This window comes from Leptospira biflexa serovar Patoc strain 'Patoc 1 (Paris)', from assembly GCF_000017685.1.
Taxonomy (GTDB): Bacteria; Spirochaetota; Leptospiria; order Leptospirales; family Leptospiraceae; genus Leptospira_A; species Leptospira_A biflexa.
Genome location: NC_010602.1, coordinates 1,790,285 through 1,806,139, shown reverse-complemented (window position 1 = coordinate 1,806,139; position 15,855 = coordinate 1,790,285). Strand labels below are relative to the sequence as shown.

General features: G+C 37.9%; 14 protein-coding genes. 7 read left to right on the top strand and 7 right to left on the bottom strand.

Annotated elements, in window-relative coordinates:
* The first annotated feature begins 7 nt into the window (after window positions 1–7).
* Genes LEPBI_RS08555 through LEPBI_RS08535 form a run of 5 tightly spaced genes read left to right on the top strand, consistent with a single transcriptional unit; the run spans window position 8 to window position 5,661 of the window.
* Entirely contained in the window at window positions 8–1,408 is a 1,401-nt protein-coding gene (locus LEPBI_RS08555; RefSeq protein ID WP_012388716.1) for an undecaprenyl-phosphate glucose phosphotransferase, read from the top strand.
* A 9-nt stretch (window positions 1,409–1,417) separates the two neighbouring features.
* Window positions 1,418–1,702, top strand: a complete 285-nt coding sequence (gene gatC / locus LEPBI_RS08550; protein WP_012388715.1) for an Asp-tRNA(Asn)/Glu-tRNA(Gln) amidotransferase subunit GatC — start codon at window positions 1,418–1,420, stop codon at window positions 1,700–1,702.
* Window positions 1,699–3,165 (top strand): Asp-tRNA(Asn)/Glu-tRNA(Gln) amidotransferase subunit GatA, encoded by a 1,467-nt coding sequence (gatA, locus tag LEPBI_RS08545; RefSeq protein WP_012388714.1) that lies wholly within the window; start codon window positions 1,699–1,701, stop codon window positions 3,163–3,165. Before gatC ends, gatA begins: the two co-directional genes overlap by 4 nt.
* A gap of 1 nt (window position 3,166) precedes the next feature.
* Window positions 3,167–3,934: an imidazole glycerol phosphate synthase subunit HisF gene (gene hisF / locus LEPBI_RS08540; protein ID WP_012388713.1), complete on the top strand. Its 768-nt coding sequence runs from the start codon at window positions 3,167–3,169 to the stop codon at window positions 3,932–3,934.
* Entirely contained in the window at window positions 3,931–5,661 is a 1,731-nt protein-coding gene (locus LEPBI_RS08535) for a sodium:solute symporter family protein (protein ID WP_012388712.1), read from the top strand. The genes hisF and LEPBI_RS08535 overlap by 4 nt, the downstream gene beginning before the upstream one ends.
* A gap of 23 nt (window positions 5,662–5,684) precedes the next feature.
* On the opposite strand, the gene LEPBI_RS08530 is transcribed toward LEPBI_RS08535, so the two are convergent.
* From LEPBI_RS08530 to folD, 5 genes are read right to left on the bottom strand one after another with little or no spacing between them, the layout of a single operon-like run.
* Entirely contained in the window at window positions 5,685–6,782 is a 1,098-nt protein-coding gene (locus LEPBI_RS08530; RefSeq protein ID WP_012388711.1) for a lipase family alpha/beta hydrolase, read from the bottom strand.
* Complete coding sequence (gene rlmB / locus LEPBI_RS08525) at window positions 6,769–7,542, bottom strand: 23S rRNA (guanosine(2251)-2'-O)-methyltransferase RlmB (RefSeq protein ID WP_012476276.1); 774 nt, start codon at window positions 7,540–7,542, stop codon at window positions 6,769–6,771. The genes LEPBI_RS08530 and rlmB overlap by 14 nt, the downstream gene beginning before the upstream one ends.
* Window positions 7,524–8,981 (bottom strand): cysteine--tRNA ligase, encoded by a 1,458-nt coding sequence (gene cysS / locus LEPBI_RS08520; protein WP_012388709.1) that lies wholly within the window; start codon window positions 8,979–8,981, stop codon window positions 7,524–7,526. The genes rlmB and cysS overlap by 19 nt, the downstream gene beginning before the upstream one ends.
* Window positions 8,978–9,946 carry an acetylxylan esterase gene (locus LEPBI_RS08515; protein WP_012388708.1) on the bottom strand — a complete coding sequence of 323 codons (969 nt, stop codon included), beginning with the start codon at window positions 9,944–9,946 and terminating at the stop codon, window positions 8,978–8,980. Before LEPBI_RS08515 ends, cysS begins: the two co-directional genes overlap by 4 nt.
* Window positions 9,930–10,805 (bottom strand): bifunctional methylenetetrahydrofolate dehydrogenase/methenyltetrahydrofolate cyclohydrolase FolD, encoded by an 876-nt coding sequence (folD, locus tag LEPBI_RS08510; protein WP_012388707.1) that lies wholly within the window; start codon window positions 10,803–10,805, stop codon window positions 9,930–9,932. Before folD ends, LEPBI_RS08515 begins: the two co-directional genes overlap by 17 nt.
* A gap of 55 nt (window positions 10,806–10,860) precedes the next feature.
* Here folD and asnS point away from each other — a divergent pair, with 55 nt between their 5' ends.
* Both asnS and LEPBI_RS08500 read left to right on the top strand, forming a co-directional pair.
* Window positions 10,861–12,165, top strand: coding sequence for an asparagine--tRNA ligase (gene asnS / locus LEPBI_RS08505; protein ID WP_012388706.1), 1,305 nt, complete (start codon window positions 10,861–10,863; stop codon window positions 12,163–12,165).
* Window positions 12,166–12,224: 59 nt separating this feature from the next.
* Window positions 12,225–13,028 carry a hypothetical protein gene (locus LEPBI_RS08500; protein ID WP_012388705.1) on the top strand — a complete coding sequence of 268 codons (804 nt, stop codon included), beginning with the start codon at window positions 12,225–12,227 and terminating at the stop codon, window positions 13,026–13,028.
* Here the strand turns inward: LEPBI_RS08500 and LEPBI_RS08495 are convergent.
* Together LEPBI_RS08495 and LEPBI_RS08490 are read right to left on the bottom strand one after the other, a co-directional pair.
* Window positions 12,991–13,848: a hypothetical protein gene (locus LEPBI_RS08495; protein WP_041769819.1), complete on the bottom strand. Its 858-nt coding sequence runs from the start codon at window positions 13,846–13,848 to the stop codon at window positions 12,991–12,993. The two genes, LEPBI_RS08500 and LEPBI_RS08495, sit on opposite strands and share 38 nt — an antisense overlap.
* Window positions 13,849–13,853: 5 nt before the next feature.
* Window positions 13,854–15,839, bottom strand: coding sequence for an ATP-dependent DNA helicase (locus LEPBI_RS08490; RefSeq protein ID WP_012388703.1), 1,986 nt, complete (start codon window positions 15,837–15,839; stop codon window positions 13,854–13,856).
* Window positions 15,840–15,855 lie beyond the last annotated feature (16 nt).

Below are 15,855 nucleotides of genomic sequence, written 5' to 3'. Positions count from 1 at the left end.
GAAAACAATGTTAAAAGAAAGAAGTCAATCCTTCAAATTATTATTCCTAGTAACTGATTTTTTTATTGGTCTTACGAGTTTTTTAACAGCGTATATCTTTCGTTATTATTTATCTCCAGATTCTAGTTTTCAAATCCAAACAATCGATCCGCTCAATTATTTGATCCTTGGAATTGTCCTTGGGTTTTCGCAAGTGTTCTCCTTTTTATCCATTGATTTATACCATCCGAGGAGAGGACTGTCGTTTTCAGATGAACTGTTTGCCATCATTTCAGGTGTAATCTTAAACCTTTTGGTGGTTCTCTCACTCCTATTTTTCTTTCGTGGAGAAAGTTTTTCTAGGCTTGTCATTGGATATTTTGCAATTTGTACGATTATCCTCACTTCCTTTTCTCATTTTTTATTACGTGCACTCATGCAGTATCTAAGAAGTAAGGGATATAATTTAAAATCAGTTTTGATCATTGGAACTGGAAAATCTGCAATTAATTTTTCAAAAACATTACAAAAACACTCTATCTACGGTTATACGGTCAAAGGATTTGTTTCTGGTAAAAAAAACTTATCTCCCAAATCAGTTCAAACAGTGACCACCACATCCAAATTAGAAAATTATGTTGAAAACAACCTTATTGATCTAATTGTTTACGCTTTGTCACATGAGGAAGGAGACTCACTGAAAGAGGTCATCGATATCGCAGACTTTCACGGTATTGATTTAAAAGTAATTCCTAGTTATGAAGAGATTGTCACAGCAAAAGGAAGAGTGGAAGTATTAGATGGGATTCCAATCATTTCGATCCGAAACATTCCTCTCCGATTGGGTTACAATTTAGTTTTAAAAAGAAGTTTTGATATTTTATTTTCCTTATTTTTTATTTTACTCTTCAGTCCTTTTTATATACTCATTGCCTTACTTGTAAAATTAACAAGCAAAGGACCCGTTTTTTACAAACAAGAAAGAGTTGGATTGGATAACAAAGTATTCGGAATGATTAAGTTTCGATCTATGGTTGTGCAAGCAAAAGAAAAATCTGATACATTATGGACAGTGAAAGACGATCCTAGAGTGACTTCAATAGGTGCCATCTTACGAAAGTTATCCCTCGACGAGACTCCCCAGTTTTTTAATGTATTACTCGGAGATATGTCTGTGGTCGGACCAAGACCAGAAAGACCATTTTATGTAGAAAAGTTTCGGAATGAACACCACCAATACATGCGTAGACATGCTGCCAAAGCCGGAATTACAGGATGGGCGCAGGTGCAAGGTTTTCGTGGTGATACTTCCATAGAGAAACGAATCGAAGCAGATATATTTTATATAGAAAACTGGTCCTTATTACTCGATATTAAGATCATTTTACTAACCCCACTCAAAGCGATTATTGATAGGAATGCCTATTAAGGAAACCATATGGATGAAAAAGAATTAAAAAACATTGCGAATCTAGCAAAATTAAACATCGAAGAAAACGAGATTTCCGGGATGTTAAGTGACTTCTCTAGAATTGTACAGTATGTAGATGAAATTAAAAACTTAGATACATCAAAAGTAGGTGAGGATGAAATTTATGAACAGATTTTTTACGAACTCAGAAAGGATTTAAGTGAAAACTCATTAAAACGAGAAGACTTATCAAAAATTTCTCCTTCGTATGAAAATGGTTATGTGGTGGTTCCTAAGGTAATTGAAACATGAAAGATTTAATATTTTTAACTTATTCTGAAATCAAAAAAAGATTAAATGAAGGATCTTTATCTTCGGAAGAATTGGTATCTGCCTACTTAGAAAGGATCAATGCAGTTGATTCGAAACTAAAAGCATTTTTGGAATTGAACCAAGAAAAAATCCTCAAACAAGCTAAAGAAAGTGATGATAGACGTAAAAATGGAAAACTTCTCTCTGAATTTGATGGAATTCCCATTGGCATCAAAGATAATATCTGTATCACAGGTGAAGTCACCTCATGTTCATCTAAAATTTTAGAGAATTTTGTATCACCTTATGATGCAACAGTCATTTCCAAGTTAAAGGAAAAAGGATTTGTATTATTCCCTCGTCTCAATATGGACGAATTTGCAATGGGCTCCTCTACAGAGAACAGTGCTTTCCAAACATCCAAAAATCCATTTGATTCAGATCGAATTCCTGGAGGTTCTAGCGGTGGTTCTGCGGCAGCAGTTGCCGGATCCATGTTACCAATCTCCCTCGGCTCGGATACTGGTGGATCCATCCGCCAACCTGCATCCCTCTGTGGAATTTGGGGATTAAAGCCAACCTATGGTAGAGTTTCACGGTATGGCCTTGTTGCCTATGCATCAAGTCTTGATCAAATTGGTCCATTTTCAAATGATATGGATGGAATCAGTGATCTACTTGAAATCCTATCAGGGATCGATTCAAAAGACCAAACAACTTCCAAAGTGAATCAATTCGAATCAAAATCTGTGAATGAAATTGACTGGAAATGCAAAAAAATTGGAATCATGAAAACTGAGGATTTTAATTTTTCACCAGATGTGAACGCTCGTTATCTGGAAATTTTAAAAACCTTAGAAGGCAAAGGTGCCGAGCTCGTTCCTTTAGATTTTTCATTATTAAAGTATGCGATTCCAGTGTATTATCTTATCGCTACTGCCGAATGTTCCTCTAATCTAAGCCGTTTTGATGGCATCAGATATGGACTTAGAAAAGAAACTTCTGGAAAACTAGATGATTTGTATTCTGAATCCAGAAGTGCTGGGTTTGGAAAAGAAGTGAAACGAAGAATTTTACTCGGTACATTTTCACTTAGCTCTGGTTATTATGATGCTTATTATGGAAAGGCACAGAAGGCAAGAGTTCTCATCAGAAAACAGTATGCAGAATTTTTTAAAACAGTTGATGTCATTTTGCAACCTACCTCTCCTACCACAGCCTTTAAAGTGGGAGAAAAAACGAAAGATCCAATTCAAATGTACCAAGCTGATATATTAACCACTTCTGTGAATTTGGCTGGAGTTCCCGCGATCAGTTGTCCTGCGGGATTGGATCAAAATGGTCTACCGATCGGAGTCCAATTGACAACATCTCATTTTGATGAAAACAAATTACTCGGGTTTGCAAAATCATTATCAAAGTTAGACATTTGTCAGATTTCCTTACCAAAAGAGATCAAATAAAATGGATGAACTTACCAAAAGAGTCATTCCCTGTTTGGACATCAAAGGGGGAAGGGTCGTTAAAGGAGTTCAATTTGTCAATTTAATCGATGCAGGAGACCCTGTTTCTTGTGCTGTCGCTTACGAAGAAAACAAAGCGGATGAACTTTGTTTTTTAGATATCACTGCTTCTTCCGACAAACGAGACATTCTACTACATCTCGTCGAAGAAGTGGCGAACAAACTTTTTATCCCATTCACTGTCGGTGGTGGCATTCGAACAATCGAGGATGTAAAGGCAGTGCTCAATAAAGGAGCTGATAAAGTATCCATCAATACGAGTGCCTTCCAAAATCCGAAACTCTTAAAAGATGCAAGTGAAATTTACGGATCACAATGCATAGTCTGTGCCATTGACGTTAAGTTTCATCCAGAACGCAAACGGTACGAAGTGTATCTGAATGGTGGTAGAGCAGAAACTGGTAGAGAAGCATTAGATTGGGGAAAAGAGGCGCATGAAATGGGAGCCGGTGAAATATTACTGACATCCATGGACAAAGATGGAACCAAAGACGGATTCGATATCAATCTTATGAAATCGTTTACTTCCAATCTAACGATCCCAATCATTGCGTCTGGTGGTGCTGGTAATCCAGAACATATGGCAGAAGTGATCTTAAGAGGTGGAGCTGATGCTGTACTTGCAGCCTCTATCTTTCACTTTGGAGAATTTTCCATCCAAGAAACTAAACAAACCATGAAAGAGATGGGAATCAAAGTTAGATTATGAATTCATTTCATATCTTAGATTATCTTTTCTTTTTCTTTCCATTTATAATCATTCTCCTAATCCTCGTTCGGTTTCGTTCCAAATCCAACTCCACCAAAGAATATTTCCAAGCAGAAGGAAGTTTGAGTTGGTTTGTAGCAGGCACTGCGATGGTAGCTACCACATTTGCAGCTGACACTCCACTTGCTGTCACAGAAATCATCCGGACACAGGGAATCTCAGGTAATTGGATTTGGTGGTATATGTCTGTCGGTGGTTTTGTCACCGTCTTTTTCTTTTCGAAACTTTGGAAACGATCTGGTGCCAGTACTGACCTTGAGTTGATTCAAATCCGTTACAGTGGCAAAGAAGCGGAATTCCTCCGAGGATTCAAAGCCTTCGTCATTGGATTTTTACTCAATTTAATCATCCTTGGCTGGGTCAATCTAGCCATGTTAAAAATCATTCCTGTATTCTTTCCAGGTTACAATCCGAATCTAATTTTGATATTTTTACTATTATTCGGTGTGATGTACACTGCCATTGCTGGATTACGAGGAATTTCGTACATCGATGTCTTCCAATTTTTCCTAGCTTGGTTTGGTTGTATCATGTTTGCATACTTTGCCATCCAACTTCCTTCCATTGGTGGATTGGAATCTCTTAAATCCAAACTACCTGATCACAAAATACTATTTTTCCCAAACGGAGAAAATGGATCTTTGCCTTGGGATCATTTTCTCATTTTACTCACCATACTTTGGTGGTCTAGTTGGTATCCAGGTTCCGAACCTGGAGGTGGTGGTTACATTGCCCAAAGGATTCTTGCTACGAAAAATGAAGATGCGGCATTAAAAGGAAGTCTTTGGTTTGTTGTCGCACATTATTTTGTAAGACCATGGCCTTGGATCCTTGTCGCTCTCGTCTCACTTGTGTTATATCCTAATTTATCAGAAGTGGAAAGTGGAAAAGGGTTTCTTATGGTATTACAGGAAGGTATGCCAAATGGAATGATGGGGCTTATGTTAAGTGCCTTTCTTGCTGCCTATTTATCAACTCTTGCAACCCATTTGAATTGGGGCGCTTCTTATTTGGTAAATGATCTTTGGAAACCTCTCACAAAAAACAAACAACTAGATTCCAATTATATAAAGTTTTCTTATATGATCCAATTGATCACTGCCTTTTTTTCCTTTATACTTGCGGTTTATGGAATGGAAACCATCAAGGGAGCTTGGGTGTTTTTATTAGAAGCCTCTTCTGGAATTGGATTTGTACTCATCATTCGATGGTACTTTTGGCGCGTATCAGCTTGGACTGAAATTTTGGCGTTAATTCTTTCGCCATTATTGTACATTCTATATTCGATCATTTTAAAAATTTCATTTCCATATTCAATCTTATATACAGCGATGAGTTCGGCAATTTTCCTTCTTGTTTCCACTTATATTTTGCCTGGAACCAAAAAAGAAATTCTATTCTCGTTTTATGAAAAATCAAAACCACCATACTTTTTCTGGAAAGGTTTTTTTAAACAGAATCCAAATTTGACACAAACCATTCATGCAAATAAAATCCATGTCTCCCTATTGGGAACCTTATCTGGACTTTGTTTTGTCTTTGGTGGGTTGTATTCTGTCCAATGCATATTATGGAATCAGGGATACGTAGAATGGGGGAGCCTGTTTTTTCTACTCGGTTGTTTCGGTTTATTCTTTTCCATCAAACACTTACAAAACGATGAATGATTCAATTCAGTGTGATTTTAGAGTTAGGGATTGTTTCGAATTTCTGAAATCACTTGGGAAAACAAATTTAAACTTTTGGAATCATCAATATTTGTTGTTTGGAATGCCATCATCGAATGATCACAATCACTCACATTAATTTGTTTTAAACCTAAATTTCCAAGCCTTGCGCTATTTAAGGGTACAATCCCATCTGATTGGTTCAATCCGGCATTGGATAAAATGTTACAACCTGTATTGTAATAAAATGTTTCACCGAGCGTACAATTACTCAAAACTCCTGCAAAACTTATGAATTTTACATTGAGTCCTGATTTTAAATACGAATCATTCAACACATCTAAAACAAGGTTACTGGCACCACTGATTACGGGTTGTAAATTTCCTTGATTTGTATAAGCAAGTTCACTACCACCTTGGGTATCCACCAAATACGATCCTAATTCATTCGTAAATGGATTGGATCCCAAAAAACCCTTGGATGCAAAGGGGGAGCCGTATTGTGGACTTGCGAGTGTGACCACCAAACGAACAAAAGGTAATTCTCCCGTTTCTTTTGCCAGAGCCACTCTTGTGACAAGTCCTCCCATCGAGTGCGCAACAATGTAAACCGAATCCGAATCGGAAAAAGTAGCCCTTAACGTGGAATGAAACTGTCGACCATTTACGAGAATACTATTTGAAGTTCGATAGGTATATAAGTACAAATCAAATTCTGAACTAGCAGAATCTCTCCCTTCTTGGAAATGTACCATTCCATTTGAGAATGTATTTTTTATATTTTGAATTTTTTTCTGATCATTGGTAATGGGATCGGCATCCCGTTCCGCTGGGTTCCAACCGTGTACCCAAACCAACTTTTTTTTATGGGATTTCGGAACCCATTCGGCATTTAAAAATTGAGCATTGGAAAGGTTACGTGAACTACCGGGAATGAATCCGAATAATTTTTGATTCGGATTGGGAAGAAGACCGAAGAAGGCAAGTAACAAAGCCTCATCATTCTTTTGATCTTCCGAAACAAATTCCTTTCGATAAAAATCATAAATACAGGCTTCGGAAGTGAATAGAAATAATACAAGGAATACTAAAACAATTCGGATTCTGCTATAAGGAAGCATGATGAAGCCTATCCAAAGTAATTCCGCAAGCTACCACCACGTTTAAGGATGTAACAGCGCCATACAATGGAATTCTAGCTACATAATCAGCATCTTCAAGTAAAATTCTTTTGACTCCTTCTCCTTCATTTCCCATGATCACAGCCATTTGTGATACATCTGGTAACGTTTCCCATATCCCTTCTTCACCTTCTTCGTCAGTGGCTAGAATCCAATATTCATTTTTCTTTAAAAAATCGATTCCATGTTTCAAATTGGCGACTCGGTAGATTTGAATATGGTGAATGGCACCTGCTGAAACTTTTTCCACAACGGGAGTGATAGGGGAAGTGTCCCTATCAGACATTAACACATGTTTAACGCCCATACACTCAGCTGTTCGTAATAAATTCCCTAAATTTCCAGGATCTTGGATTCTGTCTAGGATCAAAACAGGACCTTCGTTCGGTTTTATATTTTGTTTGAATTGTTCAAATCCAAGAGATAAATAAGATTTTTGTTTCGTTCGAATGATCACATAACCTTGGTGGTTTTTATCTTGGGCAATCCGATCCAATTCCCTTGCAGAAACTGTTGTAAACTTTACGGAATTAGGAAGATAGGCTTTGATCCTTTGTTTTTCTTCATTTCCAATTCCATCCTTAACAATGACTTCCCGGATGGTTTTGATACCCCGTTCTGGAGCCATTTGTTCCAATGATTCTAAAAATTCGAAAAAATTTCGTTTACCAAAGAGTATTTCTACTGGGCTTTTTTCCATGTTGTATTTCCTTCTTTTGTGTCTGTGAGAAGGATACCAATTTTTTCCAACTCTTTTCGAATATTGTCAGCTGTCGCAAAATCCTTGTTTTGTTTCGCAAGTTTTCGATTGGCGATTTGATCCAAAATCCAATCTTCTGAAATTCCATCTAATGTTTCCTTCTGTTTTTCAAACGAAAATACTGCAAATAAAGAATTTATTTTGTAAAAGAAACCTAAACATTGTTTAAAAAACTCATCTGCATTTTTTTCTTTAGTTTGGTCCAAGGATTGGTTCACGAGTCTTACAAATTCATAAAGAGTCGCCAGGGCCTTCGGAACATTCAAGTCATCTGCTATTGCATTTAAAAAATCAGAATCCAAGGTTTGTATTTCTGGATCGGTAAAGTGAATCTGATTCCAATCATTGGTATTTAGGTCCACTGAAGGATTTAACTCCAATAAACGAAAGATTGTATTCTGAATTCTGTCTAATGCCACTTTCGACTCTTCTAATTTCCCCAAGGAAAAGTTTAACTTACTCCTGTAATGAGCTGAAATCAAATGAAAACGGATGGCGCGAGGTTCAAAACCTTTGTTTAAAATGTCACGTAAGGTATAAAAATTCCCTTTACTTTTTGACATTTTCTCACCATCAACTAACAAGTGTTCGCAATGAAGCCAGGTTCCAACAAATGTTTCTTCTGGATAGGCACCTACTGATTGAGCAAATTCATTTTCATGATGTGGAAAGAGTAAGTCAATTCCACCTGTATGGATATCGATACCTGTACCATAAATTTTTCGAATCATGGCGGAACATTCCAAGTGCCACCCAGGTCTTCCCATTCCAATTCGTGTATGCCAACATTTTTCTTCTTTTGTTTTTTGGTTCTTCCATAAAACAAAATCCCTTACATCATCCTTTTCATATTCATCCGCATCATAACGGACACCCGATTTCATTCCTGAGACATCAATCTTGGATAATTCACCATACTGATTGAATTTTTGGATCGAAAAATAGACATTCCCGTCTCTTTCATAGGCCAGTCCATTTGACTGTAATGTTTCTACTAGAGTAACCATATCATCAATGGACTCAGTTGCTTTGGGATAATGTTCTAATTTCTGAACTTGTAAGGTTTCCAAATCTTTAAAAAAAGCATCTGTCCAAGGTTTTGTAAACTCTTCTACACTGACGTTTTGTTTGATGGATTCTTTTATGATTTTATCATCGATGTCAGTGATATTCATCGATTGGTTCAGTTTATACCCACCTAGTAATAAAGCACGTCTCAGCACATCGACAAACAAAAATGATCGAATGTTTCCGATATGAGCAAAATTATAAACAGTTGGTCCACATGAATAAATCGTAACAGAATTTGGATCTTTTGGTTGGAAGGGCTCTTTTTTTCCAGACTTGGTATTTTGAAAGAAGAAGGGAATTGTTGTCATAATCCAAAAATTTCTTTTACAAACTCAAGGTTGGCTTGTGGTTGTTTTTCTTTGCCTGCTTCATTTCCTTCCGTTGGATAAATTTGCATTCGTTTATCACAATTCATATGATTGAATAATGCGAAGGTAGACTTGGGATGCGAAATTTGGTCTTCCATACCACATGAAAATAGGGCAGGGATTTTAATCTTTTTGGCAAAGTTCATTGCATCAAAATAAGCTAACTCTTTTTTATAATCGATTTTTTTCGTTGCTCTTTTTTCAAAAAATGGCGTGAGTTCTCTTACCCATGGATTTCCTTTTAAAGACATTTGTTCTTTATCAATGTAACAAAAAGAAGGTGTCTCGAGGATTAAACCTTTAATTCGATCAGAATATGCTGCACCAAAAACAGCCAATGCAGATCCGATGGACTTACCATGAAGGATGATTTGGTCTCCATCGATCCCATCCGAAAGTCTTAAAAATTCAATGGTCCTAATGACATCCAAATAAAGTTTTCGCATATAAAACTCTTCTTTTTGGTCCAGTCCATGAGCAAAATAATTCGGTGTCCATCCTATCGGGGATTTGCCAGTTGTTGGGTCCACCGGCATCTGTACCATTTCATCGCCATGTCCACGTAAGGTGATGTGAAGTTGCGCCACACCCAAATCAGAATATCCTTTTTGGATTTCCTCAGGGATGGCAAGATAATCATGAAAATACACAACTACTGGGCGATCTCCACGTTTTCTTGGAATCGCCAGTTTACCATGTAACACATGATTGTCGATACTTTGAAAACTGATATCATTTAGAGATTCCCAAATAAAGGAACCCTTCAGCACTGTTTTATATGTGGCTTTGATAGGAACTTTTTTCAGTTCACCGATTCCAGATTTCCAAAAACTATCTAAATCACTTGGAGGATCCAATTTTGGAACGGTTTGAAAACATTCGTCAAAACTAACGATTTGCGACATGAGACTCCAACTTAGGCGAAAATTGACCTAAAAAACTATACATCGTTTGTAAGAGTAAAACAGAAATGGTCATCGGTCCCACACCACCAGGTACTGGAGTATAATAAGAGGATTTATCTTTGGCCTTAGAAACTTCAATATCTCCGACATTGCCCACATTGTACCCAGCATCCAAAATCACGACTCCCTCTTTCATCCATTCAGCTTTGATGAATTCCGGTTTCCCAACAGCACCAACAATGATATCGGCTTGTTTGACAAGTGATGGTAAATCTTCTGTTTTCGAATGGCAAAGTGTCACAGTAGCATTCAAATTGGTCAACATGATGGCCATTGGTTTTCCAAGGATAGGAGACCTTCCCACAACCACTGCATGTTTTCCTGTCACATCGATTCCATATTCTTGTAAGAGTAGAACCATACCGTACGGAGTGCACGGATAATAGGCTTCGCTATTCATGGACAATTTTCCAAATGAAATAGTTGTCACCCCATCCACATCTTTTTCTAATGCGATTTCATCAAAGGCCTTACGTTCATCGATTTGGTGAGGGACTGGATGTTGTAATAAGATTCCATTGATACTCGGATCTAAATTGAGTTTTCGAATTTCGCCTAAGAGTTCTTCGGTAGTGGTTTCTTCCTTCAAACGTATGTAACGCGAATGCATACCCACTTTTTCACAGGCTTTTACCTTCATGTTCACATAGGTTTCCGATGCAGGGTTATTCCCAACAAGGATGGTTGCCAAAGTGGGAATTCCCTTACCTTCGGCTTTTGCTTTTGCTAATGTTTCTTGGATTCGATTTCGGATTTTTTCGGAAATCGCTTTACCGTCTAATAGGATGCTAGATTTCATTCTGTAAGTTCAAAATTTCAGAGAAAATTGAACTGGCAAACAGAAAAAACCATCTATGATTCCAAGTTTAGAACCAAAAGAGACCCGTCCGTCCCTCTCAAACAATACCCAACCATTAAAAGGTTGGGTGCAAGGCCTTCGCGGCAATAACCATGTCCAATTTTTGCAACTTCGTACCAATGGAAAAATCTTACAAGTTGTCTGCGAAAAAGAGTCCTTAGGAGAGGATCTCTTCAAACAAATCAAATCATTGCCCCAAGAAACTTCGATTACGGTTACAGGGAAATGGCAAGAAAATGCAAAGGCTCCTGGCGGTGAGGAATTGGTTTTGGAATCCTTCCATATCGTTGGTGCCTCATCTGATTACCCCATCACACCAAAAGACCACGGGCCTGATTTTTTACACAACCATAGGCATTTGTGGTTACGATCCAAACGCCAACTTGCCATCCAAAGGGTACGCTCTGAGTTGTCCTTTGCCATCAGGGAGTTCTTCCGTAACGAAGGTTACACACTCATAGATACCCCCATCCTTACAGGCTCGATTGGAGAATCGGCTGGGACTTTATTTTCCACTGAATACTTCGATTTGGGCCAAGCGTACCTGGCCCAGACAGGGCAACTTTATTTGGAGACAGCTGCCTTTGCCCATTCCAAGGTATATTGTTTTGGACCGACGTTTCGAGCCGAAAAAAGTAAAACCAAACGACACCTAACGGAATTTTGGATGTTAGAAGCAGAAACTGCATTTTTGGGACAAGAGGGAAATTTAGACCTACAGGAGCGATTCGTGAAATCTGTTCTGACAGTCACGGTCGAACGAACGATAGAGGACTTAAAAACCTTAGAACGAAACCCGGAAACTCTGCTTTCTTACCTAAACAAACCGTTTCCACGAGTGGAATACGAAACTGCCATTCAAATCCTAAAAGAAGCAGGGGAAAGTATCGAATGGGGTGAAGACATCAATGCAGAACGAGAACAAATCCTCACCACTCATTTCGGAACAGCCATCTTCATTCAAAATTTCCCTCGTGCCATCAAAGCCTTTTATATGAAACAAAATCCAGGTGACCCAAGGACCGTTTTGTCAGCTGATTTGATAGCTCCAGATGGGATCGGCGAAATCATTGGTGGTTCGGAAAGGGAAGAATCCTATGAAAAAATTGTAGAACGTTTACAAGAAGAAGGCCTTCCGCCAGAAGATTATGCCTGGTATCTGGACCTAAGAAAGTATGGTTCTGTACCTCATGCGGGATTTGGAATGGGTCTGGAACGTGTGATCGCCTGGATCTGTGGATTGCCTCATATTCGGGAGTGTATTCCTTTTCCAAGGATGATTTACCGTTTGACACCATAATTTTTTTTCGAGGAAAACAAACCATAAGACCGATCTTTTTAAAGAAAGAGAGGTACCTTATGGCACAACAAGCAACCCAAGTTTTAAACACATCTGTAGAAAAAGAAGCTTGGGATTTATATGAGGTAGGATCCAATGAAGATGTTGTGGTTTTAGCAAAACGAAACCTCGACAATTTTTATGTACAACATTTAGCCTATTTAGCGCTTTATGAACTCACAGGTCGTGTCACAACGTCTGCTCCGAAAGGAATCTCGAACCTGGCTCCCCTCGTTGATGCCATTCAAAATTTTGAATTAGGCAAAAGTGGAGAGGCTACAAAAAATCTTAGTTTGTACTTCCAAACGCAAGCCAACCCTCTCTGTTTTTCCATCATCCAAACAGCAATCAAAATCTATTTTCGAGCGGAAGCATATGAGGATGCAAAAAACATCATCACTCGATATAAAAAACAATGGAATGATCTATCGTTTACCAAGGAAGAATTAATCTGCAATTATTATCTTAAACGATATGATGAAGTGATCAAATTGTTTCGTGATCATATGAAATTGTTAAATGATTCTGATATCCACAAATTGGTAGGGATGGCATTACTCTTTTTGGACCGCCATAAAGAAGCGAATCTTATCTTTGAAAACATTCCAAATAAATTAAACCTTCCTAGTTTCGAAGAAAAAAGAAAAATGTATGATTCTGTTTACAAAAACATTGTAGACTTAGAGAAAAAATCAACAACCCTGAATCACAAAGATTTAGAAGATATGGGTTTTGCTTATCTATTCAATGGTGAGTATGGAAAAGCGGAAAAAATGTTTTTGTCTCTTACTGAGAAACTAAAATCAAAACTCTGCAACGTGTGATGTTTTTTCTGGATTCCGGGTGGCTGAGAAATTTAGCCGCCTCATCAGTTGGAATCACTAAGTCTGTTTGGTTTTTTCCTGCCGTCGATAAAGCTAATACAAAGTAAGGATTTTTTCCAACCTTGTTTTCAAACGTTTTTCCATTTTGATCTTCTCGATAGACAATATATCCTGTTTCGATAGCGTACGCATCCTTCACATAGAAGGGAGAATAAACATCAAGGCCTCTATCCGTTTGTATTTTTGGAAACAAAGCTCTTTTGACTGAAAGGTGCCTTGCATCGACGACAAGGCCTGAAAATTCCACTGGGATCATATCTTCGCTAAATTCAGGAACTCGTTCTGTACCATATTCCATCGGTATATGGGCAAGGATCCCATCCTTTCCTTTGATCGGTAGGCTTGCCTTAGCTTCTAAGACATTTTTCACAAATTGGAAATCGTATTCTTCTTTTTCCGCTCCTATATAGGAGTTGAGTCGTAATCTAGCTTGTTGGTTGACTTGGGTATATTCAAAGATCGTATAATCGGCGTTAAAAAGCATTGATTCGAGTCTCTGGCTAAGCCTTACTTTTAGTTTCTCTTTTGCTTTTTTCCTCGCCATAGAATGGGATTTGCCTTGGCTCGTTGCTGTATTTTTGCCAAAAAATTCAGGATCATCTTCATCGAATACAATTTTCGGAATGGTTTCTTTGACACTAGAGACAATGACTTGTTCTGTCCAATTCACAACCGACGAATAGATATCTTTATCTTCAATGGGTTTCGCAAATGTTGTGATTCCAAAACAGAAAAAGATCAAAATAAATGTTCGCTTCATACTAATCACTTCGGCAATAAATGGAATTTTCTTTCTAAATCATTAAATTCCGTAATGAGCGGAACTCCTTTCGGTAAACTTTGCAAGACGTTTTTTCCATAGGATTTTGTATGAATCCGTGGATCGAGGATACTCACCATCCCCGTGTCGGATTGGGAGCGGATGAGTCTTCCAAATCCTTGTCTGAGTAACAAACATGTTTTTGGAACTTGCATTTCCCAAAAGGGACTTTTTCCCTTTTTCTCCATATCTTCCATTTTTGCTTGGAGAACAGGTTCTGTTGGAACTTGGAAAGGAAGTTTTGTCACAATCACATTTCTAAGTTTATCACCCTTGATATCCACACCCTGCCAGAAACTTGATACACCAAAAAGTACACTATTTTTGTTTGCGAGGAACTCACGTTTGGCGGCAATAGGCCCCATTTCCGTTTGGGCAAAAATAGGATAGGGGACTAAATTTCGAATCTCTTCATATAATTCTGAAAGTAATTTATTCGAGGTAAACAATACAAAGGCGTCTCCCTCTGAAAGTTTCAATAGCCGAGTGATCCAATAGGAAAGGTCAATTTTGTTTCGTTTCGGATCAGAAACAGGATCGGCAATTTGTTTGGGTACAAAAAGAAGCGAATGAGTCTGGTATTGAAAAGGAGAATTGAGGGTTTTTGTTTTGACTTCACTTGTGCCCACCTCTTTTAAAAAATATTGAAAGTTTCCCGCTGTAGGTGACAGTGTAGCAGAGGTTAAGACAACGGAATCCATATTGGGAAAAAGAGTATTTGCTAGTATTTCATCTGTATTTTTTGGTTGGGAAAACAAATAGTAGAACGGATCTTTTGCCATCTGCGGTGGAGGTTCAATCCAAAACACTAAATTTGGATTTGTTTTTAATCGAAAGTCAGTGAGGAAAGAAGAAACCTTCTTTAAATTTCCAGCCACCATCTCCAGACCCAAAGCCAACTCTTTTTCTTCCATATCGTCACTATCTTTTTTATACTTCGATAATAGTCCTTCTAAGGTTGAAGAAAGGTCAGCCAATGTATCTTCTAAAGCACCATTATCCAGTTTGATTCGTTCCGTATGCCGGCTAGAAAATTGATTGAATTGTAAAGGAATAGCAGACAAAAGCATCCGAAATAAATCATTCGCATAACTAATGCTTGCTTCTATTTGTTTGATGATTTTTTCATTCGACTTTAATTTCAAAACCAATCCAGTACGTTTTTCTGGAAAATAAAGGTAATGGAGCAAATTCAAAATAAATTCATAACGAATTTCTGATCCAAAAGCTTTGCCAACGATTTCTGGAAAAACATGTGCTTCATCAATGACGAGTTGCGAAAAAGGAGGTAAAAGCTTAAAATCACCTGCCAAATGACTTGCAAGTAAGTGATGGTTTACAATTAAGATATTTGCTTTTTTCCATTTATCCTTTTCTAAAAAATAATACGAGGAACTAAAATTAGGACAATTTCTCCCCAAACAGTTGTCAGACTCACGAGCGACAGAAGACCAAAACGAATTAGACAAAAAGCCATCGTATTCAGCCCGAATCCCACTTTCCGTTTGTTTCTCCCAATTGACAAAATAGGGGAGTGACGATTCCATTTCTGGACCAAAATCACCTCGTTCCATGACTCGGTTGTATTTTCGTTTGCAAAGGTAATTGTTTGCACCAAGTGCAACCATTGCATTGATGGGAACCCCTAAAGCCTCAGAAACAAGAGGGATATCCTTATAAAGAAGTTGGTCTTGTAATGATTTTGTTTCCGTGGAAACAACAACGGTACATTCATTTTCGAGCGAAAAAAGGGCACTTGGAATAAGGTAGGCAAGCGACTTACCGACCCCAGTACCTGCTTCAATCACCCAATTGGAACCAGTTTGAAATGCAGACTCGATTGCCTGAGACATCTCCATTTGTTCTTTTCTGACTTCATAGTCTTTCCAAAGTTTTGGAAGTTGTTTGGTAAAAACAGATGAAACGTCCAAATTCTAATGCCTGTTT